Consider the following 26,277-nt stretch of genomic DNA (forward strand, 5'->3'; position numbering starts at 1 on the left):
TCATTCAGTACGTGCTGGCTCGTCTGATCCGGACAATGCGGGGGCCAACTCCCCCGCTGGGGGCCGCGGCGCGTACAGGCCGTACTTGGCGATGTACTGGACCACCCCGTCCGGAACCAAGTACCAGACAGGATTGCCCTCGTTGACGCGGTTGCGGCAATCGGTGGAGGAGATGGCCATCGCCGGAACTTCCAACAGGCTCACATCTTCCGTCCGACCGAGGTCGTTCAGCTCGTGCCCCGGTCGCGTAACGCCCACGAAGTGCGCCAGCGACCAGAGCTCGTCCACGTCCTTCCAGGACAGGATCTGGGCCAAGGCGTCGGCGCCCGTGATGAAGAAAAGATCCGCATCGGGCCGCTGCGCGCGCAGGTCACGCAGGGTGTCTATGGTGTACGTGGGGCCGGGCCGGTCAACGTCGACCCGGCTCACGGTAAACCTCGGGTTGGAGGCCGTAGCGATCACCGTCATCAAGTAACGGTGCTCGGCCCTGCTGACCTTTTTGCTGGATTTCTGCCAAGGCTGGCCCGTGGGCACGAACACGACCTCATCGAGATCGAACTTGGCAGCTACCTCGCTGGCAGCCACAAGGTGGCCGTGATGGATGGGGTCGAACGTACCACCCATGACGCCCAGGCGGAGCCTGCGCTCCGACTCCCCGCGCGGTGTTGCGGCGATAATCTTAGTGGCCCTCGTGGTGCTGGTGCTTGTTCGGGTGCTGGCGGTGCGGATCCGCGTGCTCTTCGACGGCCTCGTGGCGGTTGCCAAGGTTGGTGTAGGAGAGGGTGACAAACATGAGGACCAGCAGGATGGCGAACATCACAATGCCGAAGACCCACGGCTCAGCCCACAGCGGAGCAGCTTCGTGACCGCCTTCGGTTTGCGCGGCAATGGACGTGGCGATCTGCTGAAACAGCATCTTCTCCCCTAGTTGGTTTTCAAAGGATTCTTGACGGCGGGCCTCCCCGCCGTCCCGGACTTCTGTTCTATGTTACAGCGTTGCTAGCTGCGGACCTGGCCCTCGCCCTGGACGATCCACTTGGTGGTGGTGAGTTCAGTCAAACCCATGGGGCCACGGGCATGGAGCTTCTGGGTGGAGATGCCCACTTCCGCTCCCAACCCGAGTTCCCCGCCGTCGGTGAACCGCGTGGACGCGTTCACTATCACGGCCGCGGAGTCGATCTCGGCGATGAACTTCTCGGCGTTGGCCAGGTTGTTGGTCAGGATTGCCTCGGTGTGGCCAGTGGTCCAGGTGCGGATGTGCTTGACGGCGTCATCCAGGCTGTCCACCATGGCCACGGCGAGGTCCAGGTCCATGTATTCGGTCGCCCAATCGTCGTCGTCCGCGGGGACGGTTTCCACCGCCGGGCCCAGGGCCGAAGCGATCCTTTCGTCAACATGGAGGGTGACACCGGCAGAGCGGAGCGCGGACGCTACCGCGGGGAGCACCGTGGACCCCGAATGAACCAGGAGGGTCTCCACGGTGTTGCAGACACTCGGGCGTTGGGTCTTGGCATTCAGCAGGATCTCCACTGCCATTTCTTCGCCGGCGGACTCATCAATGAAGATGTGGACGTTGCCTTCGCCGGTTTCGATAACGGGCACCGACGAGTTGTTGACCACTGTCTGGATCAGGTCCCGCCCGCCCCGGGGAATCAGGACATCCACGCGTCCGCGTGCGCGCATCAGAACATTGGCACCTTCGCGGCCGTACTGGTCTACGGTCTGCACGGCGTCAGCCGGCAGCCCCACAGAGTCGAGCGCTTCGCGAAGAATCCTGACCAGGGCCTCGTTCGTCTTCGCAGCAGCTGACCCACCGCGCAGGATGACGGCGTTGCCACTCTTAAGGGCCAGCCCGGCAATATCTACCGTGACGTTGGGGCGGGCCTCGTAAATGGCAGCCACGACGCCCATGGGCACGTTGACCTGCCGAAGACGCAACCCGTTCGGCAAGGTCTGCCCGCGGACCACATTGCCCACGGGATCAGGGAGGCCGGCCAGGTTCTCAAGGGCCGCAACCAAACCATCGATGCGGGCAGGCGTGAGGGTCAGGCGGTCCAGCAGGGCAGCTGATGTCCCGTTGGCACGGCCTTCGGCAACGTCCTTGGCGTTCGCCGCGAGGATGTGGTCACGGTTGTCGAGGAGTGATGTACCGATGGTTCGCAGGGCGCGGTCCTTCCAGGCACGATTGGCCTGGCCCATGCGGCGGGCGGCCTTCCGTGAGCGGTCGGCAATTGCGTACACGGCGGCTTGGAGATCCTCCTGCGAGAGTGGAACGCTACCGGCCACGGGACGCTCCGGCGCCTGCCCGGCAGTACCGGGAGCGTCGGAAATCACAGGGGCGTCGGGAGTCAGCGCTTCAGTCATGCTCCAAGTTTAGATGAGCGGGGAGCCCGAAGGAGTACGAGGTCGTCAACATGAACAACTTCGCGGTCGTAGCCGCGGCCCATCGCCTGTCCCAGTTCCTGCGTGGAGCGGCCGAGCATGCGCGGGAGTTCGTCGGAGGAGTAGTTCACCAACCCCCTGGCAACCACCGTTCCGTCAAGGGAGACCATTTCGATTGCGTCACCGGCCTCGAAATCACCCGTAATGCGGGAAATCCCTGCAGGCAGGAGTGACCTGTGCCGGTCCCGCACGGCTTTCACTGCGCCGTCGTCGAGCACCAAACGGCCGTGGACCGTGGCCAGGTGCGCAAGCCACAAAAGCCGCACCGGCTTCCGGTTGCCGTTAACGGCGAACCATGTGCCGACGTCCCCGCCGTCCAGGGCTGCGGCCGCGTTCGCGGTGGATGTCACCAGGGCATGGATGCCGGATCCTGCCGCAATGGAGGCGGCCTCGACCTTGGTCATCATTCCGCCGGTGCCTACACCGGCCTTTCCGGCCTTGCCGATGGTCACGCCGTCCAGGTCCTGCGGACCCCGGACCAGTGGAATGCGCTTGGCTCCCTGTGACGGCGGGCCATCGTAGAGGGCGTCGACGTCGGACAGGAGAACCAGCGCGTCGGCGCGCACCAGGTGGGCTACCAAGGCTGCGAGGCGGTCGTTGTCACCGAACCGGATCTCGTGCGTGGCGACGGTGTCGTTCTCATTGACCACGGGAACAACCCCGAGGTTCAGCAGGCGGTCCAAGGCACGGAAGGCGTTGGTGTGCTGGGTGCGGCGCATGAGGTCGTCTGCCGTCAGGAGCACCTGGCTGACCGTGACACCGTGGGCGTTGAAGGCCTGGGTGTAGCGGGCCATGAGCAGCCCCTGCCCCACACTCGCCGCCGCTTGCTGGGTAGCAAGGTCCTTCGGCCGCTTGGCCAGGCCCAGCGGAGCAAGCCCCGCGGCAATGGCGCCTGACGATACGAGGATTATTTCCGTCCCGGCGTTGCGCTTCTCTGCCAGCGCGTTGACCAGCGCGGTGAGCGACTTCTCGGAGATGCCGCCCTTGATGCTGGTCAGCGAGGACGAACCAACTTTGACTACTATCCTCTTGGCGCCGGCCAGCGCCTGGCGTTCGGCCGCTTCCGTTCCGGGGACGTCGAGGGTCTTAGTCGTCATCACCGGCGTCCAGGCTGCTTTCCTTGACAGGCTGCGAACGACGGCGGCTGACGGACTCCGTCCAGATGCCCGCCTTGCGCTCGGCTTCCAATTCGGCACGTGCGGCGGCCTTGGCCTCACGGCGCTCGATCTGTTCCTCGCGCTTCTGGGAACGGGTAGGACGATCTCCGATATCCGCAACCCGGATATCCGTGCCTCGAGGCGTGGCGAGCAGTTCGGCACCTGCCATCATGGTGGGTTCCCAGTCAAAGACCACACCGTCGTCCCCGCCGATCACCACGGTGTCGCCCGGCTTGGCACCGACCTTGAAGAGTTCGGTCTCCACGCCCAGCTTGGCCAGGCGGTCGGCGAGGTAGCCAATGGCTTCCTCGTTGGTGAAATCGGTCTGCTTGACCCAACGCTCGGGCTTTTCGCCCAGGACCCGGAACAGCGGCTCGAGGTTCTTCTCCTCACGGCGGATCCGGAAGCCGGTCTCATTGACGGCGCGCGGACGGAGGATCTGGGGCGCCACCTTGGGCGGGGCCGCCTCGACCGCGTCACGGGCGGACTTCACGATCTCCGCCATGGCGAAGCTGAGCGGGCGAAGCCCCTCGTGGCTGGTGGCGGATACCTCAAAGACCCGGTATCCACGCGCCTCAAGGTCCGGCCGGACAAATTCCGCCATGTCCCGGCCGTCCGGAAGGTCCACCTTGTTCAGCACCACCAGTTTGGGCCGCTCATTCAGTGGTACAACCTCGCCGGCCCTGCCGGCGTAGCTCATGTCCACCGCGTACTTTTCCAGCTCCGCCTCGATGATGGCGAGGTCGGAGAGGGGGTCGCGGTCCGATTCAAGGGTTCCGCAGTCCAGAACGTGCACCAGGGCGGCGCAGCGCTCCACGTGGCGGAGGAAGTTGTGGCCCAGGCCGCGGCCCTCGCTGGCGCCTTCGATCAGGCCCGGAACGTCGGCAATGGTGAAGCGGACGTCTCCGGCCTGCACAACGCCCAGGTTGGGAACAAGGGTGGTGAAGGGGTAGTCGGCAATCTTGGGACGGGCGGCGGACATGGCAGCGATCAGGCTCGACTTGCCGGCTGACGGAAAGCCAACCAGTGCGATGTCAGCGATGGATTTCAGTTCGAGGACGATGTCCGCGGACTCACCCTCGATTCCCAACAGGGCGAAACCGGGAGCGCGGCGCTTCTGCGACGAAAGCGCGGCATTGCCGAGGCCGCCCTGGCCACCGGCCGCGGCGACGTACTCGGTACCCTCGCCCACGAGGTCGGCAAGGACTTCGCCGTCCTTGGTTTTTACCACGGTGCCGTCCGGAACGGGCAGGATCAGGGTTTCGCCATTCTTGCCGCCACGCCAGTCTCCCATGCCCGGGCCACCGTTGGTGGCGTGGCGGTGCGGCGCGTGGTGGTAGTCCAGCAGCGTGGTTGTTTGTGACGACACCCGAAGGATGACATCTCCCCCGTTGCCGCCGTTGCCGCCGTCCGGACCGCCAAGGGGCTTGAATTTTTCCCGTTTGACAGAGACACAGCCGTGGCCGCCGGTTCCGCCGGATACGTGCAGGACTACCCGGTCAACAAAGCTCGCCACGTGAATCTCCTCTTGTTGCTGTTGCCGGCATGATTGCCGGAACCGGCACGCCCAGGGCGTCCCAGTCGATTGTAATGCGGTTAAAAGAACGGTGGAGCGGGCCTGTTGGCCCGCTCCACCGGTTCAGAACGTGGTGTTACTCTGCAGCTGCAGCAGCAACGATGTTCACTACGCGGCGACCGCGGCGGGTGCCGAACTCAACCGCACCTGCCTGCAGTGCGAACAGGGTGTCGTCGCCACCGCGGCCGACGCCTGCACCGGGGTGGAAGTGGGTGCCACGCTGGCGGACGATGATCTCGCCTGCGGAAACTACCTGACCACCGAAGCGCTTGACGCCGAGGCGCTGTGCGTTGGAGTCACGACCGTTGCGAGTGGAGCTCGCGCCTTTTTTGTGTGCCATGTGAAATGCCTGCCTCTAAAATTCTGGGAAACTGAAAAACGTGAACCGGTAACGGAAGTTACGCGATGCTCGTGATCTTGATCTTGGTCAGTTCCTGACGGTGACCCTGGCGCTTCTTGTAGCCGGTCTTGTTCTTGAACTTCTGGATGACGATCTTGGGACCGCGGAGGTCTTCAAGGATCTCAGCCGTAACCTTGACCTTGGCCAGGTCCGCAGCTGCGGAGGTGACCTTGTCGCCGTCAACCAGGAGCAAGGCGGGCAGCTCAAGCGTGCTGCCGGCTCCACCGGGGACGCGGTTCAGCGTTACGTAGTCTCCAACGGAAACCTTTTCTTGGCGGCCGCCTGCGCGGACAATCGCGTACACCACTTGGGTACTCACTTCTCTCGACGTTTCTTACTAAATTTGCGTGCGGAACCTTGATCCAACGCAGGGCCCGGTTCGCGCTGTGCCTCAACGCCGTGGACTTCAGATCGAAGCCCGCGAGTCATCCCATGAACAATTCCAAGGGGCATAACCCAAGTGTTGGCGTAAGCACCGAAGATCAAGATTACGCTAGTTTGACCTTCAGTCGCAAATGAGGCCGGGCCCGGAGCCCTGGAGGTGACGCTTGTCACCACTGGAACGGACTCGCCCGGCACCGTGCCCATATAGCCTACCGCGGACGGGCGGCTTTGCTGGTTCGACGCGCTGGAAAGCCATTACGCGAACAAGCGCGGAGCGTCGAAGAAGGCTGTCTCGTAGCGGCAGGAGTGGGCAAAGGCTTCCACCATCGCCGCCCGCTCTTGCCCTGAGGCAGAAGCCGCTGCCAGGTCGGTGAACCTGATGGCGGTCCTGGTCGCTTCGGCGAATTCTTCGTCTGCGTAGGTCCGGAGCCAGTCCGCATAAGGGTGGCTGGCCGGTTCGCCGTTCCGGACATAGGAAGCATGCAGGCGGTGTCCCACCTCGGCGTAAAGCCAGTAGCAGGGCAGGATCGCCGCGAGCAGTACACCATAGCTGCCTGATGCCGAGGCCGCCAGGAGATGGTCCACATAGGACTTGGTAACCGGCCCGGTCGCCTGGCTGGTGCGGCGCGTGGCCAGCCAGTTCCGGTGCAACTCCGATTCCACCTCCAGGCAGACCTGGGAGGCTTTGGCCCAGAACAGCTGCTCTTCCTCGCTGGGAGCCAGTGCCCCCGCCCTGGCCAGGACCCGCGAGTATCCGTTGAGGTACAGCGCGTCCTGGGCGAGGTAGTAGTTGAACCAGGACTCTGGCAGCGCACCCGATTCCAGCCCCTCGATAAACGGCAACGCGTTGATGGCCCCGAGCTCCTTGGACGCCTCTGCCCATAACCGCGTCGCGAAGGTACCCGGCGCTGCGGAGGCCTCAAGGTGGTGGAAATGATGGATGGGGCCGCTGCCCTGGCCGACCTCCAGCCTGTCAGCGTCCCGGAGTGCCTGCAGCAACCACGGCTTCACTTCCCGAAGGGAAGCTTCCCAATCACCGGTCCGGGCCTGCACGGTGGCCAATGCCGATGAAAGCGAGCAGCCCGTTCCGTGGCTGTTGCCGGTGTAGACACGCGGTCCGCCAACCTCGATGATGTCCTGGCGCAGCAAACCGCCCGTGTTGACCAAGGCGTCGGGGCAATCGTCACCGGCAAGGTGCCCGCCTTTGACCAGCACGGTATTTCCGCAAGCCGCGGCCAGGCGCTTTCCCTGGTCGAGCGCCGAGGCCCAGTCCGCGGCCTCAGGTTCTCCGAGCAGCATGGCAAGTTCGGGGAGGTTGGGGGTGACCAGGTCCGCCAGGGACAGAAGATGACGCAATGCTTCCTCAGCGGTTTCCCTCAGGAGGCGGTCGCCGCTGGTGGCTACCATCACGGGATCAAGGACCACGACGGCGGGACGCACCTTTCCGAGCCAGCTGCGGACCTCGTCAATGACCTCCGCGTCGCCCAACATCCCGATCTTGACGGCATCGATCGTGATGTCGCTGCCAACCGCTTCCAACTGCTGGCGCAGGAATTCCACCGGCGGCACATGGACACTGCTGACGCCAAGGGTATTTTGGGCGGTGAGGGCGGTGACGGCGGCCATGCCGTAACCCCCGAGGGCAGAAATTGCCTTCAGGTCTGCCTGGATTCCCGCTCCTCCGGACGGATCCGAGCCTGCAATGCTCAGAACACGCGGTGGCCTGACAGGGCCGGGGGCTGCCGGGTAGACGGCAGAATCAGGGTAGGCGGAAGAAGACGACAAAGAAGTCATGGGGACATCCCTTCGCCGGTGCTAACCGGACAGGTTCAACGGGTCTGGATCTCAGCCGGGCCCGACGCCCGGCACCCCGTGTCAATCCCCAAGACTAGCCGGGAAACACCGGCCCTCCGAAACCCACGCGCAGTTGCTCCACGGATATGACTGCGGCCCCCGGAATCCTGCTGCAGTGTGCCTGTGCAGGAAAATCCGGGGGCCGCGTCAATCCCTATCGGGTTGGAGCGCCAATCAGCGCCGAAGAGCTACAGCTCGGAGGCCGGGACACCGACACCGAGGATGATGGGCTCTTCGCCTGCAGGCTTTTCGGCAGGTTTTGCCGGGGCCTTGGCTTCGTGCGAGGAACCACCGCCCGCCGAAGTACCCGTCTCATGGTGCTCGATGTTGGTCTCGTTGGCAGCACCCTGGGCCCTGCTTGCGCTGCGGTTCCGGCGTCCGCGGCGGCCGCGGGCCCGCGCCCCGGACTCCGCCACGCCATGTCCGGTATCCGAATCCTGGCCGGTTGCCACTGCGCCCGTGGCCTCGGCGGAACCGCCACCGGAAGCGGGTGCCTGGGGTTCGGGCTCTGGAGCGGCGCCCAGGTGCGAGAACGCTTCCGCCAACAGATCCAGGCTCATGGTCGGCTTGGCCGGCTGCGGTTCCTCCTGGTGTTCAACGAACGGCAGTGCAACTTCCTCGCCGCCGAACCGCAGGACAGGCGCGGTCCGGCCTTCCTTGGACGCAGAGGCCGATTCCCTGGCGGACGAATCCTCCATGGGAGCCTGCCCGGCAGGTGCTTCCTTGGCTTCAGCTGCATCTCCGGCCTGCGCCGCTGCGCGGGCCGCTTCCTCGGCACGGTGGACCTCGTCGTCGTGCAGGTGTGCGGCATGGGCGGCGGCAGCGATCGTGGCCAGGGCAGCGCGGGTCGCCTCGGCCTTGGCCTGGCGGACCGGGTCCACGACTTCGGTGGCGGCGGCTTGTGCCGGCGCTGCCGGGGACGGGGCGTGGGCAACGGACGCTTCACCGTTCCCCTGTCCACCACCCTTGCCACGGCGGCGCTTACGCTCCGTGCGGGGCGCCGGCTGCTGCGGCTCGGAGTGGGGGCGGTGCTGCTCGACGGCAACCGCGTTGGCACGGCGGTGCTCCACGGGTTCGTCATGCGTGACAACACCGCGTCCGGCGCAGTGTTCACACTGCTCGCCGAAGACTTCAAGCAGTCCGGTACCCATGCGCTTGCGCGTCATCTGGACCAGGCCCAGCGATGTCACTTCAGCTACCTGATGCTTGGTCCGGTCGCGGCCAAGGCACTCCACCAGGCGACGTAGCACGAGGTCGCGGTTGGATTCGAGGACCATGTCGATGAAGTCGATGACGATGATGCCACCAATGTCCCGCAGGCGAAGCTGGCGGACGACTTCCTCAGCGGCCTCGAGGTTGTTCTTGGTGACGGTCTCCTCAAGGTTTCCACCGCTGCCGGTGAACTTGCCGGTATTGACGTCAACCACGGTCATGGCTTCCGTCCGGTCAATCACCAGCGAGCCGCCGGAGGGCAGGAAGACCTTGCGTTCCAGGGCCTTGTGGATCTGCTCGTCAATGCGCCACGCGGCGAAGATGTCCTGGTCCTTGCTCCACTTTTCCAGGCGGCCCACCAGGTCCGGGGCCACGTAGGTCACGTAAGCCTCGATGGTGTCCCACGCGTCGTCGCCGGAGACGATCAGCTTGGAGAAGTCCTCGTTGAAGACGTCGCGGACCACCTTGATGGTGAGGTCAGGTTCGCCGTACAGCAGCTCGGGTGCCAGGACCTTGGTGGACGATGCTTGTCCTTCGATGCCTTCCCACTGTGCCCGCAGCCGGTTGATGTCGTGGGTCAGCTCTTCCTCGGACGCACCCTCGGCGGCCGTGCGCACAATGACGCCTGCGTTCTCCGGCAAGCGGTCCTTGAGGATCCGCTTGAGGCGGTTGCGTTCGACGTCGGGCAGCTTGCGGGAGATACCGGTCATGGAACCACCGGGGACGTACACCAGGTAACGTCCGGGCAGGGATATCTGGCTGGTCAGCCGGGCGCCCTTGTGGCCCACGGGATCCTTGGTGACCTGCACGAGTACCGAGTCGCCGGACTTGAGCGCGTTCTCGATCCTGCGCGGCTGGCCTTCGAGGTTGACGGCGTCCCAGTTGACCTCACCGGCGTACAGGACTGCGTTGCGTCCCCGCCCAATGTCCACGAACGCCGCTTCCATGGACGGCAGGACGTTCTGGACCTTGCCCAGGTAGACGTTGCCGATCAGCGAATCCTGCTGGGTCTTGGAGACAAAGTGCTCGGCCAGCACGCCGTCCTCCAGGACGCCGATCTGGATTCTGTCATCGCGCTGGCGCACGATCATCTGGCGGTCCACGGATTCACGGCGCGCCAGGAACTCCGCCTCGGTAATCACCTGACGGCGGCGGCCTGTCTCCCGCGATTCGCGGCGGCGCTGTTTCTTGGCTTCAAGCCGCGTGGAACCCTTGACGCTGGCCACACGGTTGGAACTGGTGGACTCCGACAGGGCGCGGGGAGCGCGCACCCGGGTCACGGTGTTGGGCGGATCGTCGTCCGAACCACCAGTCAGTTCAAGGTCCTGGTCCCCACGACGCCGGCGCCGACGGCGGCGTGAGGTAACCCCCTCTTCAGGGGCCTCGGCGGCCTGGGTTTCGTCGTCATCGCCCGCGGTGTCCTCGGCGTCGTTGTCTTCACGCTCGGTGCCACGGCGTCCGCGGCGGCCACGGCTCCGGCGACGGCGCCGGCCACCCGCTTCCTCCAGTTCCCCGTCGCCTGTACCGTCGGAGTCTTCGCCCTCTGCTTCGTCGGCCGCCTCCGCAGCGGGACGCGACACGGTGCTGAGGTCCGGTGCCTGGAAAATCATGGAGGTGATGGAAACCGGCTCCAGGAACAGCGCTGAGGAGCCCGGCGCGGCGGCTTCCTCCTCGGTTCCGTCCTCAGCCGTCTCCGGCTCAGCCTTCTCCACCTCAGCCTTCTCCACCTCGGCCGTCCCGGCCTCGACCGATCCGGCCGGAGCATCTGAGCCGGCTGCGGCAACTGCACCTTCAGGCTGTGAGGCCGGGACCGGCGTCGTGGATTCTTCCACCGCTGCTTCAGCGGCCGGCGGCTCAGCAGCCTCCGCAGCTTCCACGGTCACGGGCTTCGCGGTACGACGACGGCGGACCGGCTTTTCGGGGGCCGGTTCGGCAACGGCTTCGGGAAGGGGTTCAGCCACGGCGTCAGTTTGCGGCTCTCCGGCGGCGGCAGGTGACTCTGCGGCGGCGTGGTCAAATCCGGGCAGGGGCTCGGCAGGCTCTGCCTTCTTGCGTGCCCTGCTGCGGCGGGCGGGGGTCTTGGCCGGCACTTCTTCCGGCTGTGTGGGGACGTCGGCGCCGGCCGCAGCACCGTCCACTTCAGCGTGGGCCGCGGCGCTGTCTACTTCAGCAACGGCCGCGGCGCTGTCTTCTGCGGCGGGCACGGCAGTTTTGGCTGCGGCCTTCCGTGGCGTCCGGGTGGTTCTGGCCCGGGTGGTCTTCTTGGGCGCTTCCGCAGTCTCCGCGGCAGCGGCCTCATCATTAACGGCTACAACCTGGTCATTATCCATATGTGGCAACACTCCTGCCCCAGCGACGCCGCCACATCCGGCGCCCAGTGGGGCATTTATTGTCAAAACCCTCAGGCGTTGACAGAAGTCGTCAGTGTTCCTTCCGGTTCGCACCATCCTTGGGGTGCGGCAGCCCGGGAAGGCCAGTGGCTTGGTTCTGGAACCCGTTGTTCTGCTGCCACAACCAGGTGCCGTCCATTGTCATGGCGGGCCTACCGAGGATCCTCTGATCCGGGGCATGCCCTGCTCATGCTGGCGGTCTTGGGAACAAGTCACCGGACCGGATTCCGAATGTGGATCGGCGTCCGGCCATGTTCATTCTCTCATACGCTTGCCATTTCGAGGGGAGGGAGCGTGTGTCGTACGGCAGGCGGAAGAGTCTGGGCGCCACCTCCAGCCTCCGGAGTTACAATCCTCCCAAGAACCTTTCCCGGTGCAGCCGGGCCACCTGTCGAAAAGGATCACATCCGCGATGACAAGCACCGCCAGGGGAAACCTGGCCAACCCATCCACCATTTCCGGGGACGACGCCACGGTCGATCAGTCCCTGCTGCCGAAAATCCTGCGGGACAAGCCCTTCGCCTGGTTGCTCCTGGTCACGGGCATCATTGGCTGGTTGGCATCAGGTGCATTGGTGCTCGAAAAGCTGGAGGTCCTCAAGGACCCGAACCACGTGACCGTGTGCGATGTTAACCCGTGGGTTTCCTGCGGCACGGTCATGCAGACGCCCCAGAGTTCGGTCTTCGGGTTCCCCAACATGTTCATTGGGATCGTTGCATTCGCGGTCATCATCACCACGGCCATGGGCATCCTCGCCGGCGCCAAATACTCGCGCGGCTATTGGCTGGGCCTCCAGGCCGGCGTGACCCTTGGCTTCGCCTTTGTGGTCTGGCTGTGGTCGCAGGCCCTGTATGTCATCCACGTCCTCTGCCCCTTCTGCATGGTGGTGTGGGCGGCCATGATCCCCATGTTCGTGTTCGTGACCATCCGGAACATCACCCACGGGGTCATCAAGGCTCCACCAGCGCTGACCAGGCTGCTGGCCGGTTCCGGCTGGGCGATCGTGGCACTGCTGTACGTAGCGGTCATCGCGACTATCTTCTTCGCCTTCATCCACGTCTTTGCCGGGACGTCGGGCTACTAGCACTTCCACAGACACCGCGAGATGACAGTTAAGGCCAATGTTCGTGATGAACATTGGCCTTAACTGTCATCTCGGTGAAGGTGCGCTATGCGGCAAACCAGATCTTGATCTCACGCTCGGCGGAGTCAACAGAATCCGAGCCGTGAACAAGGTTCTGCTGCACTGCCAGGCCCCAGTCCCGGCCAAAGTCACCGCGGATCGTTCCGGGTGCTGCCGTGGTGGGATCGGTGGTTCCTGCGAGCGAACGGAAGCCCTCGATCACGCGGTGGCCTTCGAAGACAGCAGCGATGACCGGGCCGCTGAGCATGAATTCAACCAGCGGCTCGTAAAACGGCTTGCCGACATGTTCCTCGTAGTGCTGTTCCAGCAGTTCGCGCGTCGCGTTGACCTTCTTCAGTTCGGACAGGGTGTAGCCCTTGGCTTCGATCCTGGCGAGGATGCTGCCGCTGAGGTTGCGGGCGACGCCGTCGGGCTTGATCAGGACAAGGGTCCGTTCAATGCTCACAGTTGCTCCAATGGGGTTGCTTTGTGGGTTTCCCAGCCAGTTTACGGGGTTTCCCGGCCCGTCTCGTCACCGTGCGCTGCGTCCCATTCCGCCTGCTCGCGATCCCGCTGGGCCACTTCCCGGTCGATCCGTATTCCGGTGCGGATGCCATACCACCAGCAGACCGCGAACAGGATGCCCACGATGAACATGGTGGGTTCTGCCAGGCCGGTAAGGATCAGCACTACCTGGAGCGCCCAGCCAAGCCCGATGCCCCACGGCTTGGAGAGCACTGCGCAGGTCAGGACCAGCACAATGCTCAGGGCGATCCCAACACTGAGGATGATGGCGGGCGGAACCTCTCCCCGCTTCAGGCCGAAGACCACCAGCGTGCCGAAAAAGGCCACAAATGCCTCCAACAGGAGGACGGTGGATCCAAACATCACTTTGGTGGACCGACGCTTTTTTGGCATCCCTGGACGCCACTCGCGCTGGGCCTTGGTGAGTCTTGCCATGCTCAGGCACCGGCCTTTCCAAGGAGGATGCGGGCCTCTGCCACCAAGGTGATGGAACCCGTCACGAGGACGCCGCCAGCGAGGTCGTCGTTGGATTCGGACCTCTCCACGGCCCATTCGAGGGCGTCGTCGAGCTTCTCGGCAATGTGGACGTTCTCCTCGCCAAAACCCAGATCGACCGCGAGTTCGGCCAGTTCCGCGGCAGGGATGGCCCGCGGCGAATTGGACTGGGTGAAGCAGAATTCCTCGGCCAGGTCTCCCAACTGCTCCTTGAGGGTCTTGAGGATTTCCTCTGCGTCCTTTTCCTGGAGGATTCCGACCACCACCACGAGCTTGCTGAAGCTGAAGGCCTCGTGGATGGCCTCGGCAGAAACCCGGATGCCATCCGGGTTGTGGGCCGCATCCACCACGATTGTCGGAGCGGTACGCACTACTTCCAGTCGGCCCGGGGAGGTGACGTTTCCGAACGCCTCACGGAGGACATCGGCGTCGAGCTCTTTCTCTCCGCCGCCGAAGAAAGCCTCAAGCGCGGCGACCGCGACCGCTGCGTTCTCCGCCTGGTGGGCTCCGTGCAAAGGAAGCAAGAGGTCCTCGTAGCGGCCGGCGAGGCCCTGGATTGTCAGGGCCTGCCCGCCGACAGCCACGCTGCGCGACTCCACGCCGAATTCAACGCCCTCAAAGCGGAACGGCACATCCACCTCGCGGGCTTTGTCCAACAGGACCTGTGCCGCATCCACGGGCTGGGCGGCGCTGACCAGGAAGCCGCCTGGCTTGATGATGCCGGCTTTCTCGTAGGCGATGTCCTCCGTGGTGTCGCCCAGGAGGTCCGTGTGGTCCAGGGAGATCGGGGTGATCACCGATACTTGGCCGTCGCCCACGTTGGTGGCGTCGGTAATGCCGCCAAGACCCACCTCGAACACTGCAACATCAACCGGCTCATCGGCGAAGATCGCGAAGCCGAGGATGGTGACGCACTCAAAGTAGGTCAGGCGCGGCTGGCCATCGGCGACGAGTTCGTTGTCCACGATCTCCAGGTAGGGCCGGATCTCGTCCCAAATCCGGACGAAGGTCTCATCCGATACGGGTTCGCCGTTGATGCTGATCCGTTCGGTGACCTTGGACAGGTGCGGGCTGGTGTAGCGGCCAGTGCTGAGTCCGTGGGCACGCAGCCCGGCCTCGATCATCCGGGCCGTGGATGTCTTGCCGTTGGTGCCGGTGATGTGGATGATCGGGAAGGCCTTGTTGGGCTCGCCAAGGACATCCATGGCACGGAACAGCGGAGCAAGGCGCGGTTCCATCTTGTTCTCCGGTGCCCTGCCGAGGAGTTCGGCATAAACGCTTTCGACCGAGAATTCATCAGTCATGGATCAGGCCCCTGCCTTCGCTACGGTGATCTGCGGTTCGTCGGCGCTGGACAGCAGCACCTCGAGTTCCAGGGTCAAGGTTTCGGTCTTGACGAGGTCCGCGTTGGCCTTGAGGGCGTCTGCAACGTCCTGCTGTGCCTCTACCGTGGTGGTGATCCGGTCGCTCACGTTCAATCCTGCGTCCTTGCGTGCCTGCTGGATGGCACGGACCATGTCACGGGCCAGGCCTTCGGCGGCAAGCTCAGGCGTGACCTCGGTGTTGAGGACCACGAATCCGCCACCTGGCAGTACGGCAGCCGCGGCAGCTCCGCCGTCGGGCGTTTCGGCCACGACTGTCTCCAGCGTGTACTCCTGCGGCTCAAGTTCCAGGCCACCGGCCACCACCACACCGGCGTCGTTGATGGACCAGTCGCCGGATTTGGAGCCCTTGATGGCCTGCTGGACGTTCTTGCCCAGGCGCGGGCCGGCCGCGCGGGCGTTGACCACCAGCTTCTGCTGGATGCCGAACTCTTCCGGAGAGGCTGAAGCAGCATCCAGCAACCGGACGGAACGCAGGTTGAGTTCATCCGCGACGACGGCGGCGAACCCTTCCAGCGCATCCGCGCCAGGTGCCACCACAGCCAGTTCCTGCAGGGGCAGGCGCACTCGCAGATTCGCTGCCTTGCGCAGGCTGGAACCGGTGGAACAGATTTGCTGGACGCGGTCCATGGCTTCCACGAGTTCCGGGTTGGCCGGGAACAGCGAGGCCTCCGGCCAATCGGCCAGATGTACCGAACGGCCGCCGGTCAAGCCACGCCAGATCTCCTCGCTAACCAGCGGCAGCAAGGATGCTGACACCCGGCACACGGCCTCCAATGCCGTGTATAGGGCATCGAAAGCGTCCACGTTCTCGTCGAAGAAGCGCTGGCGGCTGCGGCGGACGTACCAGTTGGTCAGCATGTCCAGGTAGCCGCGGAGTTCATCGCAGGCACCCGAGATGTCGTAGCTGTCCAGGCTTTCCGTAACCTTCCGGACGAGGTCGCCGGTGTTGGCCATGAGGTACTGGTCCAGGGTGTCGGCATAGCCGTCGTAGCGCAGCTTGGCATCGTAACCGCCGCCACCGTTGGCAGCGTTGGTGTACAGCGTGAAGAAGCTGTACACGTTCCACAGGGGCAGGATGACCTGGCGGACGCCGTCGCGGATGCCCTGCTCCGTGACGATGAGGTTGCCACCGCGAAGGATGGGGCTCGACATCAGGAACCAGCGCATGGCATCCGAGCCGTCGCGGTCCAGGACCTCGGACACGTCCGGGTAGTTGCGCAGGCTCTTGGACATCTTCTGCCCGTCCGAACCCAGCACGATGCCGTGGCTGATGACATTGCGGAACGCGGGACGGTCGAACAGCGCCGTGGACAGGATGTGGAGCATATAGAACCAGCCACGGGTCTGGCCGATGTACTCCACGATGAAGTCGGCGGGGTTGTGGGTGTCGAACCACTCCTCGTTCTGGAAGGGGTAGTGCACCTGGCCGTAGGGCATCGACCCGGAGTCGAACCAGACATCCAGGACATCTTCCACACGGCGCATGGTGGATTTGCCCGTGGGATCGTCCGGGTTGGGGCGGGTCAGTTCATCGATGAACGGGCGGTGCAGGTCGACTTGGCCTTCCTTGTTGACAGGAAGGCGGCCGAAGTCGGCCTCAAGGTCGGCCAGGGACCCGTAGACGTCCGTCCGGGGGTACTCGGGATCGTCGGACTGCCACACCGGGATGGGCGAACCCCAGTAGCGGTTGCGGCTGATGGACCAGTCACGGGCGTTCTCGAGCCACTTGCCGAACTGGCCGTCCTTGACGTTGCCCGGGATCCAGTTGATCTCCTGGTTCAACTCGGACATACGGTCCTTGAACTTGGTGACCTCCACGTACCAGGAGGACACGGCGCGGTAGATCAGCGGGTTCCGGCAACGCCAGCAGTGCGGGTAGCTGTGCTCATAGCTGGCCTGGCGGACCAGTCGGCCATCGGCGCGCAGGACCTGGGTGATGGGCTTGTTGGCTTCAAAGACCTGGAGCCCAACAATGCCGGCGAGTTCTCCGTGTGCAAACAGGGGCAGGAACTTGGCGCCTTCGTCCACGGACAGAACCACCGGGATGCCGGCTTCTTCACAGACCTTCTGGTCATCCTCACCGTAGGCCGGGGCCTGGTGCACGATTCCCGTACCGTCTGTGGTGGTGACGTACTCCGCCACGAGGATGCGCCAGGCGTTCTGCGTGCCGTACTTCTCGGTGTCGGCAAAGTCGTTCCACAGCGGTTCGTATTCGAGGCCCTCCAACTGGGAGCCCGTATAAGCAGCGGTGACGGCGGCCGTTGCGGCAGCGGCGTCGTCGTACCCCAGATCCTTGGCGTAGGACCCCACAAGGTCGGCAGCCAGCAGGAAGCTGCCGGTCACCGGCGCCTCTGCGGAAGCGGCCTTGACGCCGTTGGGTCCAGCGGGCAGGACGGCGTAGGAGATGTCAGGCCCGACGGCGAGCGCCAGGTTGGTGGGAAGCGTCCAGGGGGTGGTGGTCCAGGCGAGCGCCTGGACACCTGCAAGCGCCTTGGACACCTCGGACTCCCCTGCCTTGATGGGGAAAGTGACCGTGACGGTCTGGTCCTGGCGGTTCTTGTAGACGTCGTCGTCCATGCGCAGCTCGTGGTTGGAGAGCGGCGTCTCGTCCTTCCAGCAATACGGGAGGACCCGGTAACCGTTGTAGGTCAGGCCTTTTTCGTGCAGCTGCTTGAAGGCCCAGAGCACGGACTCCATATATTCGACGTTGAGCGTCTTGTAGTCGTTGTCGAAGTCCACCCAGCGGGCCTGGCGGGTGACGTAGGCCTTCCATTCGTTGGCGTACTTCATTACCGAGGCACGGCAGGCGTCGTTGAATTTGTCGATGCCCATGGCTTCGATCTGGGTTTTGTCCGTCATGCCCAGCTGCTTCATGGCTTCGAGCTCTGCGGGGAGGCCGTGCGTGTCCCAGCCGAAGCGGCGCTCCACTCGCTTGCCGCGCTGGGTCTGGTAGCGGCCCACCAGGTCCTTGGCGTAGCCGGTGAGGAGGTGACCGTAGTGCGGAAGGCCGTTGGCAAAGGGAGGACCGTCGTAGAAGACGAACTCATTGCTGCCGTCTTGTCCGGCCTCGCGCTGGTCGATGCTTGCCTGGAACGTTCCGTCTTCATCCCAGTACTTGAGGATGCGCTCTTCGATTTCCGGGAACTTCACGGAAGCGGACACGCCCTGCGTGCCGGAAGGCGATGCTGAGGCCTTGGGGTAGTGGGTCATCTCGAATCCTGGTGATAGCTGGTTGACTGTCAGGATGCGAGGACGGCTCCCATGCTGCTTTTCAACAACGCAGGTACCGCGGTACCACCTCACTTACCGGAAATGATTTCCCGGCCGCTCATTACTGCTGTGACGGGCTTACCCGTCCGGTTCTACTTGGCTCTGATTACTGCTGGGCTCTCAGTGCCGTTCTTCCGGAAGCTCGCCGGTGATGGCCGGGTCAAAGCTGCTCTCCCCAGTCTAGCGGCTGATCAGCGCACCCTTCCACCCGGATCATCCCGCAGGTGGACAGGTCGGCCCGGCATGGCTGCATAGACTCGACGCATGAGTGAACCTGCCGCCACCCTCCCGGTTGTCCATCGTGGCCGGCGCCCGGCATCCCTCGCCTGGTCCGTGTTTGCCGCGGTTGTCGCTCTCCCTGTCGCCGGTGTTTCGTTGTTCCGCGCGGTACCGGCGGAATGGCCGCTGCCGGTAATCCAACTGTTGTCCTTTACGCCCTGGCTGGCGGTCCCGGCCGGCCTGGCATTGGGGCTGGCCCTTGCGGGCCGTCGTACCTGGGTAGTGATGACGACGGCGGTTTTGCTCGCCGCCCAGCTCTTCTGGCTCTTTCCGTTTGACATGGGCCGGCCCGTCCCGCCTCAGGCCGGTGCCCCGGCGCCGGTCAGTTTGACGGTGATGACCATCAATTCGGAATTCGGCCAAGCCGATGCCGGGGCGATTGCGCAGCTGGTTCGCGACAAGCATGTGGATGTCCTCACGGTGCAGGAACATACCCAGGCGTTGGAAGACCGCCTGGATGCGGCACGCCTGCGGGAAGTTCTTCCCCACCTCTTGAGCAGCCCGACCGATGATGCTTCCGGCAGTGCCGTGTATTCACGGTTCCCGCTGGAGGCCGTGGGCCAGCTTCCGGACACACCGTTCCAGATGCCGGTGGTGCGGGTCACGGCAGTGTCCGGGGAGGCCACGGCTGTGGTGACGATGACCAGCGTCCACACCCTGCCGCCTGTTGATGAACGCATCGGCCAGTGGCGGAGCGACCTCATGGCCCTGTCCCGGCAGGCATCACGCCCTGGGCGCCAGGTGCTCCTGGGCGACTTCAACGCCACGTACGACCACCTGGAATTCCGGCAGTTCCTGGACGGACCCCTGCAGGAGAAGGGCGCAGACGGCTCAAGGCTGGTGGATATCGGCATGGCATCCGGCGGTCGGTTCGCGCCCACGTGGCCGATGGAGAACCTGGCGCTGCCGGGCATCGTCATTGACCACGTGGTGACCTCATCCGACATCCGGCACAGCGGTTACTCGGTCCACCGGGTCCCGGGCACGGACCACGCAGCCGTGCTGGCCGCGCTGGAGGTTCCGGCGTCCTGACCTTTCCTCCAGGGCGGCCCCACCGTCACCCTTCCTTGCGGATGAGCTTATGGTTTGCTGCCTGAGCGACGGGCCGGACGGTGATGTGGTCCAGGTTGATGTGGTGTGGCAGGGAGACGGCGTAGCCCACGACGTCGGCGACGTCCGCGGCCGTCAACGGCTTTTCCACTCCGGCGTAGACCTTGGCAGCCGCTTCCTGGTCACCGAGCCGGTTGAGGGCGAATTCCTGTGTGTGGACCAGGCCGGGCGCTACCTCGATGACGCGCAGGTTGTTGCCGACTTCCTCCAACCGGAGGGCATTTGTCATGGCATGCTGGGCGAATTTCGCGGCGTTGTAGCCGGCTCCGCCTTCATACGCCGCCAGGCCTGCGGTCGACGTCAGGTTCAGGACGGTACCTTCCCCATGGGCCCGCAACATGGGCAGGAAGGCGCGGGTGATCTTCATGGTTCCCAGCACGTTGACCTGGTACATCCAGTCCCAGTCGTCCGTGTCGGCGTTGGCGATCGTATCGGCGCCGCGGGCGCCGCCGGCAATGTTGATGAGCGTATCGGCTCCCCCGGCCGCGGTGACGGCCCCCAGCAGGGCCGCGACGTCGTCGTCGTTGGTGATATCCGCCGGAAAAGCCGTGGCGCCGGTTTCCCCGGCGAGGGCTTCCAGCCGCTCCGCACGGCGGGCCACTGCGAAGACCTTCCAGCCACCCGCCGTCAAGGTCCGGACCGTTGCTTCGCCGATGCCGGTGCTTGCACCTGTCACGACCGCCGTTTTGTTCTGTGTTTGCGCTGCCAAAGTCATGGCACCAGCCTATCGACGGCCCGGGCTGCTGCCGAAGGCAGGCTGTAACGGCAGGCCATGAAACAATTGATCCATGGCTGAATCAACGCAGGGTACAGACACGCCCGCCACCGCCCCCATTAACGTTCCCGACAAGCCGGCCCTTGAAGGCCTTGAGGCTGCCCTGACGCAGCGCTGGCTGCAGGAAGGAACCTACAAGTTCAACCCGGACACCACCCGGGAGCAGGTCTACTCGATCGACACTCCCCCGCCGACTGCCTCCGGCTCGCTGCACGTGGGACACATGTTCTCCTTCACGCAGACCGACGTCCAGGCCCGTTACATGCGCATGACCGGCAAGAACGTCTTCTACCCCATGGGCTGGGACGATAACGGCCTGCCCACAGAGCGCCGGGTCCAGAACTACTACGGTGTGCGTTGCGATCCCGCCATCCCGTACAACGCCGACTACCGTCCGCCTGCACAGCCGGCCAAGAACCAGCGCGATTTCGACGTCGTTTCGCGCCAGAACTTCATCGAACTGTGCGAGGAACTCGCCGTTGAGGACGAAAAGGTCTTCGAGAACCTCTTCCAGACGCTCGGCCTGTCCGTGGACTGGAACCTGACGTACCGCACGATTGACGACACCTCCCGTGCGGTTTCCCAGCGTGCGTTCCTCGCCAACCTCGCTGCCGGCGACGCTTACATGGCAGAAGCCCCCACGCTCTGGGATGTCACGTTCCGCACCGCCGTGGCACAGGCTGAGCTTGAGGACCGCGAAGTTCCAGGCGCGTACTACCGCTACCCGTTCTTCACGGAAGACGGCCAGAAGCTCTTCATCGAAACCACCCGCCCCGAACTGCTGGCCGCTTGCGCCGCCCTGGTGGCAAACCCCGACGACGAGCGCTACCAGCCGTACTTCGGCAAGACCGTGAAATCGCCCCTGTTCGATGTCGAACTTGAGGTCAAGGCACACCCGTTGGCCAAGGCCGACAAGGGGTCCGGTATCGCCATGGTCTGTACCTTCGGCGACCTTACCGACGTCACCTGGTGGCGAGAACTGCAGTTGCCTACGCGTGCCATCATGGGCCGCGACGGCAGGATCATCGCCGAAACCCCGGAGTGGATCACCACCGAAGCCGGCAAGGAAGCCTACGCAGCCATCGCAGGCAAAACCGCCTTCTCCGCCAAGGAAGCCGTGGTGGAGTTGCTCACCGCGGCCGGCCTCTTGGATGGGGAGCCCAAGAAGATCACCCACCCGGTGAACTTCTTCGAAAAGGGTGACAAGCCCCTCGAGGTCGTGACATCGCGCCAGTGGTACATCCGCAACGGCGGCCGGGACGAAGACCGGCGTGAGCGGCTGATCGGACGTGGCCACGAAATCACCTTCCACCCGTCCTTCATGCGTTCCCGCTATGAGAACTGGATCGCTGGCCTGAACGGTGACTGGCTCGTCTCCCGCCAGCGCTTTTTCGGCGTCCCGATCCCTGTGTGGTATCCGTTGGATGCCCAGGGCAACCCGGACTACGACCACCCGATCCTGCCGTCCGACGAGATGCTTCCGGTGGACCCCGCGGCCGACGCCGCACCGGGCTTCGAGGAGTCACAGCGCGACCAGGCCAATGGCTTTACCGGTGATGCGGATGTCCTGGACACCTGGGCAACGTCCTCGCTGACCCCGCAGATTGTGGGCGGGTGGAGCCGCGACGAGGACCTGTTCGCCAAGGTCTTCCCGTTCGATCTCCGCCCCCAAGGCCACGACATCATCCGCACCTGGCTGTTCTCCTCCGCCGTCCGCGCCGACGCCCTGCAGAACAGTGCGCCCTGGAAGCACGCTGCCATCTCCGGTTGGATCCTCGACCCGGACCGTAAGAAGATGTCAAAGTCCAAGGGCAACGTGGTTGTCCCCACGGATGTCCTGAACGAGTACGGCTCGGACGCTGTACGGTACTGGGCAGCCTCGGCCAAGCTCGGAGCGGACACTGCCTACGAGATCGCGCAGATGAAGATCGGCCGGCGCCTGGCCATCAAGCTGCTCAATGCCTCCAAGTTCGTCCTGAACCTGGGTGCGACCGAGAACTCCGTGGTTTCCCATGACCTCTCGGTGCTGACCAACCCGTTGGACCGTGCGCTCCTGGCCCAGCTCTCCGACGTCGTTGCCCAAGCCACCAAGGCGTTCGACAACTACGACTACGCCCGTGCGCTCCAGATCACCGAATCCTTCTTCTGGCAGTTCACGGACGACTACGTAGAGCTCATCAAGGACCGTGCCTACGGTGCCGCCGGAGAAGCCGAGCAGGCTTCGGTCCTTGCCGCCCTGGCCACGACCCTTGACTCCTTGCTGCGCTTGTTCGCACCGTTCCTGCCCTTCGCCACCGAAGAGGTCTGGAGCTGGTGGCGCGCCGGATCCGTCCACCGTGCAAAGTGGCCCTCCACTCTGGAAGTCGCAGACGGGGATACCACCATGCTGGGAACCGTGGGCATTGCCCTCAGCGGCATCCGCAAGGCCAAGTCCGAAGCGAAGGTGAAACAGCGCACCGAGGTCCTGTCAGCCACCATCACCGCCACGGAGGTCCTGGTTGCGCAGCTCAAGGCAGGTCTGTCCGACCTGAAGGCCGCCGCCAACGCCAAGGACATCACCCTGCTCTCCGGGGAAGGCGACCTGACCGTCAGCGATGTGGTCCTGGCTCCGGCAGAGGAGACACCCGCCTCCTAGCCGGCCCGGTTTTTGGGCAAAGGGGAAGCCCCATCAGCGTTTTGCCGTTGGTGGGGCTTCGACTTTTTCGGCTGTCCGGTGACGGCTTGACAGTCTGGCGGAATCCTTGGAATTTCAGGTCTTCCTACCTCGTCACTGGTAGCTTGCTGCCAACTTTGCCAAAGGCTGCGTTGACTGCATATCACTGAATCTTCGGTTTCCGTGTCCCTCTTCTTTCGAAGTGGGTAAGAACCATTGTTGTCCTGCCCGGAGCGTTCCACAAGGCCTCCGGGAAAACTACAATCCTGTAGTTTCCGGAGTCTTTTGGGGCAGCTTGTGGCAGAGTAATTCCATGCCGGAACTGCCCGAAGTGCACGGCCTGTGCACCTACCTGGACACGCAACTCAACGGAGCGGTGCTGACGAGTGTCCGTATTAACTCCATCGCCGCGCTCAAGACGGCAGATCCGCCCTACACCGCATTGGAGGGACGGACCATCAGTGGCGTGCGGCGCTACGGCAAATTCATCTGCGTCGATACTGACGGTGTGTTCTTCGTGTTCCATCTTGCCAAGGCAGGCTGGGTCCGGTACACCGAGCATCCGTCCTCTGCCGGCCTCCGCATGGGCAAAAGCAACATAGCAGCGCGTCTGCTGTTGCACCGCTCCAGTGACGACGCCCACCTGGGCCTGGACCTGACCGAAGCCGGAACCAAGAAGAGCCTGGCCATCTACGTGGTTCGGGATCCCCAGGACGTCCCCGGCATCGCGGGCCTGGGGCCGGAACCACTCAGCCCGGATTTCGACGTCGAGGCCCTCGCGGCGATCGTCGGGAACAGCCCGCAGCAGATCAAGGGGCTGCTGCGGAGCCAGGGCGTGATCGCCGGAATCGGCAACGCCTACAGCGACGAGATCCTGCATGCTGCCCGGATCTCACCCTTCGCCATCGCCAAATCACTGGACAGGGAAACCATTGAACATTTGTACGCCGCAATGCAGGAGATCCTGGTAGGCGCCGTGAATGCGGCTTCCGGTAAGCCTTCCAGCGAATTGAAGGACACCAAGCGGAGCAATTTCAGGGTTCACGCCAGGACGGGACAACCCTGCCCTGTGTGCGGTGACACTGTGAGGGAGGTGTCCTTTGCGGACACCTCCCTGCAATACTGTGCTACCTGCCAGACCGACGGAAAGATCCTGGCGGACAGACGGACGTCCCGTTTCCTGAAGTAGGGGTCAGTTGAATTCAGGGCTCTCGGTGCGGCTGCGCTTGAGTTCGAAGAAGTGCGGGTAGCCGGCCAACGCAACGCTGGCGTCCCAGATCCTGCCTGCATCCTCGCCGCGCGGGATACGGGTCAGCACGGGGCCAAAGAAGGCAGTGCCGTTGAATGCCACCACGGGCGTCCCCACATCCTGGCCGACCAGGGAAATGCCCGCCTCGTGGCTGGCACGCAACTGGGCATCATATTCTTCCGACTCGGCAAAGCGCGCCAGTTCCGCGGGAAGTCCCACCTCAGCCAGGGCCTTGCGGATGACCGACGGGCGGTCCTTGTTGCCCTCGTGGTGGATCTCCTCGCCCATGGCGTCATACAGCGGCTTGACGTACTGGCTGCCGTGCAACTCCTGGGCTGCGATGATGACGCGCACCGGCCCCCAGCTCTGGTCCATCAGGGCCCGGTACTCTTCCGGAAGGTCACGGCCCTCGTTAAGCACGGAGAGGCTCATCACGTGCCATTCCGTTTCGATGCCGCGCACTTGCTCCACCTCACCGATCCAGCGCGAGGTAATCCACGCGAACGGGCACGCGGGGTCGAACCAGAAATCGGCCTTGGTGACGGTCTGATCGGGCGTGTTCTGTTCAGGCACGGCAAAACTCCTCTGAAGGACGGAATAGGACGCTAGGGGCGTGGTAAAGCGGCAAGCCCCGCTCTTTGCTGCAACCGGGCGTCAGGCGGACTTATTCCGCCGCTTGGCGACGACGTCGTGGGCGATCATGGTCGGTTGGGCCTTCTTGGCCACGACATCGGCCGTAATCACAACCGTGGCAATATCGTCCCGGCTGGGAAGGTCGAACATGACGGGAAGCAGGACTTCCTCCATGATGGCGCGGAGTCCACGGGCTCCCGTTCCGCGCTCCAGGGCCTGGTCGGCGATGGCATTGAGCGCGTCGTCGTCGAACTGAAGCTCCACGCCGTCCAGCTGGAACATTTTTTGGTATTGCTTGACGAGCGCGTTCTTGGGCGTGGACAGGATCTGGATCAAGGCAGGCCGGTCCAGGTTGGATACCGTCGTAATGACCGGGAGGCGGCCGATGAATTCGGGAATAAGCCCGAACTTGAGCAGGTCCTCCGGCATGACTTCACCGTAAGTGTCCACGTTGTCCCGGACTTCGTTGAGCTGGGCACCGAAGCCGATCCCCTTGCGGCCCGAACGCGAACCAATGATGTCTTCGAGCCCTGCAAAAGCACCGGCAACGATGAACAGCACGTTGGTGGTATCAATCTGGATGAATTCCTGGTGCGGGTGCTTGCGTCCGCCTTGCGGCGGAACGGAGGCAACCGTCCCTTCGAGGATCTTGAGCAAGGCCTGCTGGACGCCCTCACCGGAAACATCCCTGGTGATGGACGGGTTCTCGCTCTTGCGGGAGATTTTGTCGATCTCGTCGATGTAGATAATGCCCTGTTCGGCCTTCTTGACGTCATAATCCGCGGCCTGGATCAGCTTGAGCAGGATGTTCTCCACGTCCTCACCGACGTAGCCTGCCTCCGTGAGGGCCGTGGCATCTGCCACGGCAAACGGAACATTGAGGCGCCGGGCCAGGGTCTGGGCCAAGTAGGTCTTTCCGCAGCCGGTAGGACCGATCAGCAGGATATTGGATTTGGCGATCTCCACGTCCTCGTGGTGGCCGCCCTCTCCGAGGCTTCCGCTCTTGGGCGCGTGGCCGGCCTGGATGCGCTTGTAATGGTTGTAGACGGCAACGGCGAGGGATCGTTTGGCTGGCTCCTGCCCGATCACGTACTCCTGCAGGAAGTCGAAGATCTCCCGCGGTTTGGGCAACTCAAAACTGCCGAGATCGGAAACTTCGGCGAGCTCTTCCTCGATGATCTCGTTGCACAACTCGATGCACTCATCGCAGATGTACACACCGGGACCGGCTATTAGCTTGCGTACCTGCTTCTGGCTCTTTCCGCAAAAAGAACACTTCAACAGGTCCGTGCTCTCGCCAATCCGAGCCATGTGGGAATCCCTTCGTTGCATGCGGGTGATGCGGCTCCGCGCCGTACTCAAGTG

General features: G+C 64.0%; 20 protein-coding genes and 1 riboswitch. Of the genes, 4 read left to right on the forward strand and 16 right to left on the reverse strand.

Translation table 11 applies throughout. The features are described from left to right. The 9 genes from nadD to ACPFL9_RS12155 all read right to left on the reverse strand — a co-directional run bounded on the left by nadD (position 1) and on the right by ACPFL9_RS12155 (position 11,355). Positions 1-624 (reverse strand): nicotinate-nucleotide adenylyltransferase, encoded by a 624-nt coding sequence (nadD, locus tag ACPFL9_RS12115; protein ID WP_426002922.1) that lies wholly within the window; start codon positions 622-624, stop codon positions 1-3. A gap of 55 nt (positions 625-679) precedes the next feature. Then, a complete protein-coding gene (locus ACPFL9_RS12120; protein WP_426002923.1) occupies positions 680-916 on the reverse strand; it encodes a hypothetical protein in 237 nt (78 codons plus the stop codon). A gap of 83 nt (positions 917-999) precedes the next feature. Next, on the reverse strand, positions 1,000-2,364 hold the full coding sequence (locus ACPFL9_RS12125; protein WP_426002925.1) for a glutamate-5-semialdehyde dehydrogenase: 1,365 nt from the start codon (positions 2,362-2,364) through the stop codon (positions 1,000-1,002). After that, positions 2,361-3,539 (reverse strand): glutamate 5-kinase, encoded by a 1,179-nt coding sequence (proB, locus tag ACPFL9_RS12130; RefSeq protein ID WP_426002927.1) that lies wholly within the window; start codon positions 3,537-3,539, stop codon positions 2,361-2,363. Before proB ends, ACPFL9_RS12125 begins: the two co-directional genes overlap by 4 nt. After that, on the reverse strand, positions 3,529-5,115 hold the full coding sequence (gene obgE / locus ACPFL9_RS12135) for a GTPase ObgE (RefSeq protein WP_426002929.1): 1,587 nt from the start codon (positions 5,113-5,115) through the stop codon (positions 3,529-3,531). Before obgE ends, proB begins: the two co-directional genes overlap by 11 nt. Positions 5,116-5,251: 136 nt before the next feature. After that, positions 5,252-5,515, reverse strand: coding sequence for a 50S ribosomal protein L27 (gene rpmA / locus ACPFL9_RS12140; protein ID WP_070347479.1), 264 nt, complete (start codon positions 5,513-5,515; stop codon positions 5,252-5,254). Positions 5,516-5,573: 58 nt separating this feature from the next. Continuing rightward, the gene (gene rplU / locus ACPFL9_RS12145) at positions 5,574-5,882 is read right to left on the reverse strand and encodes a 50S ribosomal protein L21 (RefSeq protein ID WP_021470684.1); all 309 of its coding nucleotides are present in this window, start codon (positions 5,880-5,882) and stop codon (positions 5,574-5,576) included. Positions 5,883-6,214: 332 nt separating this feature from the next. Continuing rightward, on the reverse strand, positions 6,215-7,753 hold the full coding sequence (gene thiD, locus ACPFL9_RS12150; RefSeq protein ID WP_426002931.1) for a bifunctional hydroxymethylpyrimidine kinase/phosphomethylpyrimidine kinase: 1,539 nt from the start codon (positions 7,751-7,753) through the stop codon (positions 6,215-6,217). Further along, positions 7,744-7,842, reverse strand: a riboswitch (TPP riboswitch). It overlaps the preceding gene by 10 nt. Before the next feature lie 159 nt (positions 7,843-8,001). Further along, positions 8,002-11,355, reverse strand: coding sequence for an Rne/Rng family ribonuclease (locus ACPFL9_RS12155; RefSeq protein WP_426002932.1), 3,354 nt, complete (start codon positions 11,353-11,355; stop codon positions 8,002-8,004). 472 nt (positions 11,356-11,827) lie between these two features. Here ACPFL9_RS12155 and ACPFL9_RS12160 point away from each other — a divergent pair, with 472 nt between their 5' ends. Continuing rightward, positions 11,828-12,499 (forward strand): vitamin K epoxide reductase family protein, encoded by a 672-nt coding sequence (locus tag ACPFL9_RS12160; protein WP_426002933.1) that lies wholly within the window; start codon positions 11,828-11,830, stop codon positions 12,497-12,499. 85 nt (positions 12,500-12,584) lie between these two features. Here ACPFL9_RS12160 and ndk read toward each other — a convergent pair whose 3' ends face one another. Genes ndk through ileS form a run of 4 tightly spaced genes read right to left on the reverse strand, consistent with a single transcriptional unit; the run spans position 12,585 to position 18,153 of the window. After that, positions 12,585-13,004, reverse strand: a complete 420-nt coding sequence (ndk, locus tag ACPFL9_RS12165; protein ID WP_426002934.1) for a nucleoside-diphosphate kinase — start codon at positions 13,002-13,004, stop codon at positions 12,585-12,587. Positions 13,005-13,045: 41 nt separating this feature from the next. Beyond that, positions 13,046-13,498 (reverse strand): DUF4233 domain-containing protein, encoded by a 453-nt coding sequence (locus ACPFL9_RS12170; RefSeq protein ID WP_426002936.1) that lies wholly within the window; start codon positions 13,496-13,498, stop codon positions 13,046-13,048. A 2-nt stretch (positions 13,499-13,500) separates the two neighbouring features. Next, positions 13,501-14,862: a bifunctional folylpolyglutamate synthase/dihydrofolate synthase gene (locus tag ACPFL9_RS12175; protein ID WP_426002938.1), complete on the reverse strand. Its 1,362-nt coding sequence runs from the start codon at positions 14,860-14,862 to the stop codon at positions 13,501-13,503. A gap of 3 nt (positions 14,863-14,865) precedes the next feature. Next, positions 14,866-18,153 (reverse strand): isoleucine--tRNA ligase, encoded by a 3,288-nt coding sequence (ileS, locus tag ACPFL9_RS12180; RefSeq protein WP_426002940.1) that lies wholly within the window; start codon positions 18,151-18,153, stop codon positions 14,866-14,868. A 324-nt stretch (positions 18,154-18,477) separates the two neighbouring features. Between ileS and ACPFL9_RS12185 the strand changes: the two genes are divergently transcribed. After that, positions 18,478-19,524, forward strand: coding sequence for an endonuclease/exonuclease/phosphatase family protein (locus tag ACPFL9_RS12185; RefSeq protein ID WP_426002941.1), 1,047 nt, complete (start codon positions 18,478-18,480; stop codon positions 19,522-19,524). Between the two features lie 25 nt (positions 19,525-19,549). On the opposite strand, the gene ACPFL9_RS12190 is transcribed toward ACPFL9_RS12185, so the two are convergent. Continuing rightward, entirely contained in the window at positions 19,550-20,317 is a 768-nt protein-coding gene (locus ACPFL9_RS12190) for an SDR family oxidoreductase (protein WP_426002943.1), read from the reverse strand. A 73-nt stretch (positions 20,318-20,390) separates the two neighbouring features. Between ACPFL9_RS12190 and valS the strand changes: the two genes are divergently transcribed. Together valS and ACPFL9_RS12200 are read left to right on the forward strand one after the other, a co-directional pair. Next, a complete protein-coding gene (gene valS, locus ACPFL9_RS12195; RefSeq protein WP_426002945.1) occupies positions 20,391-23,012 on the forward strand; it encodes a valine--tRNA ligase in 2,622 nt (873 codons plus the stop codon). Between the two features lie 331 nt (positions 23,013-23,343). Next, positions 23,344-24,219, forward strand: coding sequence for an Fpg/Nei family DNA glycosylase (locus tag ACPFL9_RS12200; RefSeq protein WP_426002946.1), 876 nt, complete (start codon positions 23,344-23,346; stop codon positions 24,217-24,219). A 3-nt stretch (positions 24,220-24,222) separates the two neighbouring features. Here ACPFL9_RS12200 and ACPFL9_RS12205 read toward each other — a convergent pair whose 3' ends face one another. Beyond that, positions 24,223-24,852 carry a DsbA family protein gene (locus ACPFL9_RS12205; RefSeq protein WP_426002948.1) on the reverse strand — a complete coding sequence of 210 codons (630 nt, stop codon included), beginning with the start codon at positions 24,850-24,852 and terminating at the stop codon, positions 24,223-24,225. Positions 24,853-24,933: 81 nt separating this feature from the next. Further along, a complete protein-coding gene (clpX, locus tag ACPFL9_RS12210) occupies positions 24,934-26,223 on the reverse strand; it encodes an ATP-dependent Clp protease ATP-binding subunit ClpX (RefSeq protein ID WP_426002949.1) in 1,290 nt (429 codons plus the stop codon). Positions 26,224-26,277: the final 54 nt, after the last annotated feature.

It is taken from the genome of Paenarthrobacter sp. NyZ202, from assembly GCF_049860755.1.
GTDB lineage: Bacteria > Actinomycetota > Actinomycetes > Actinomycetales > Micrococcaceae > Arthrobacter.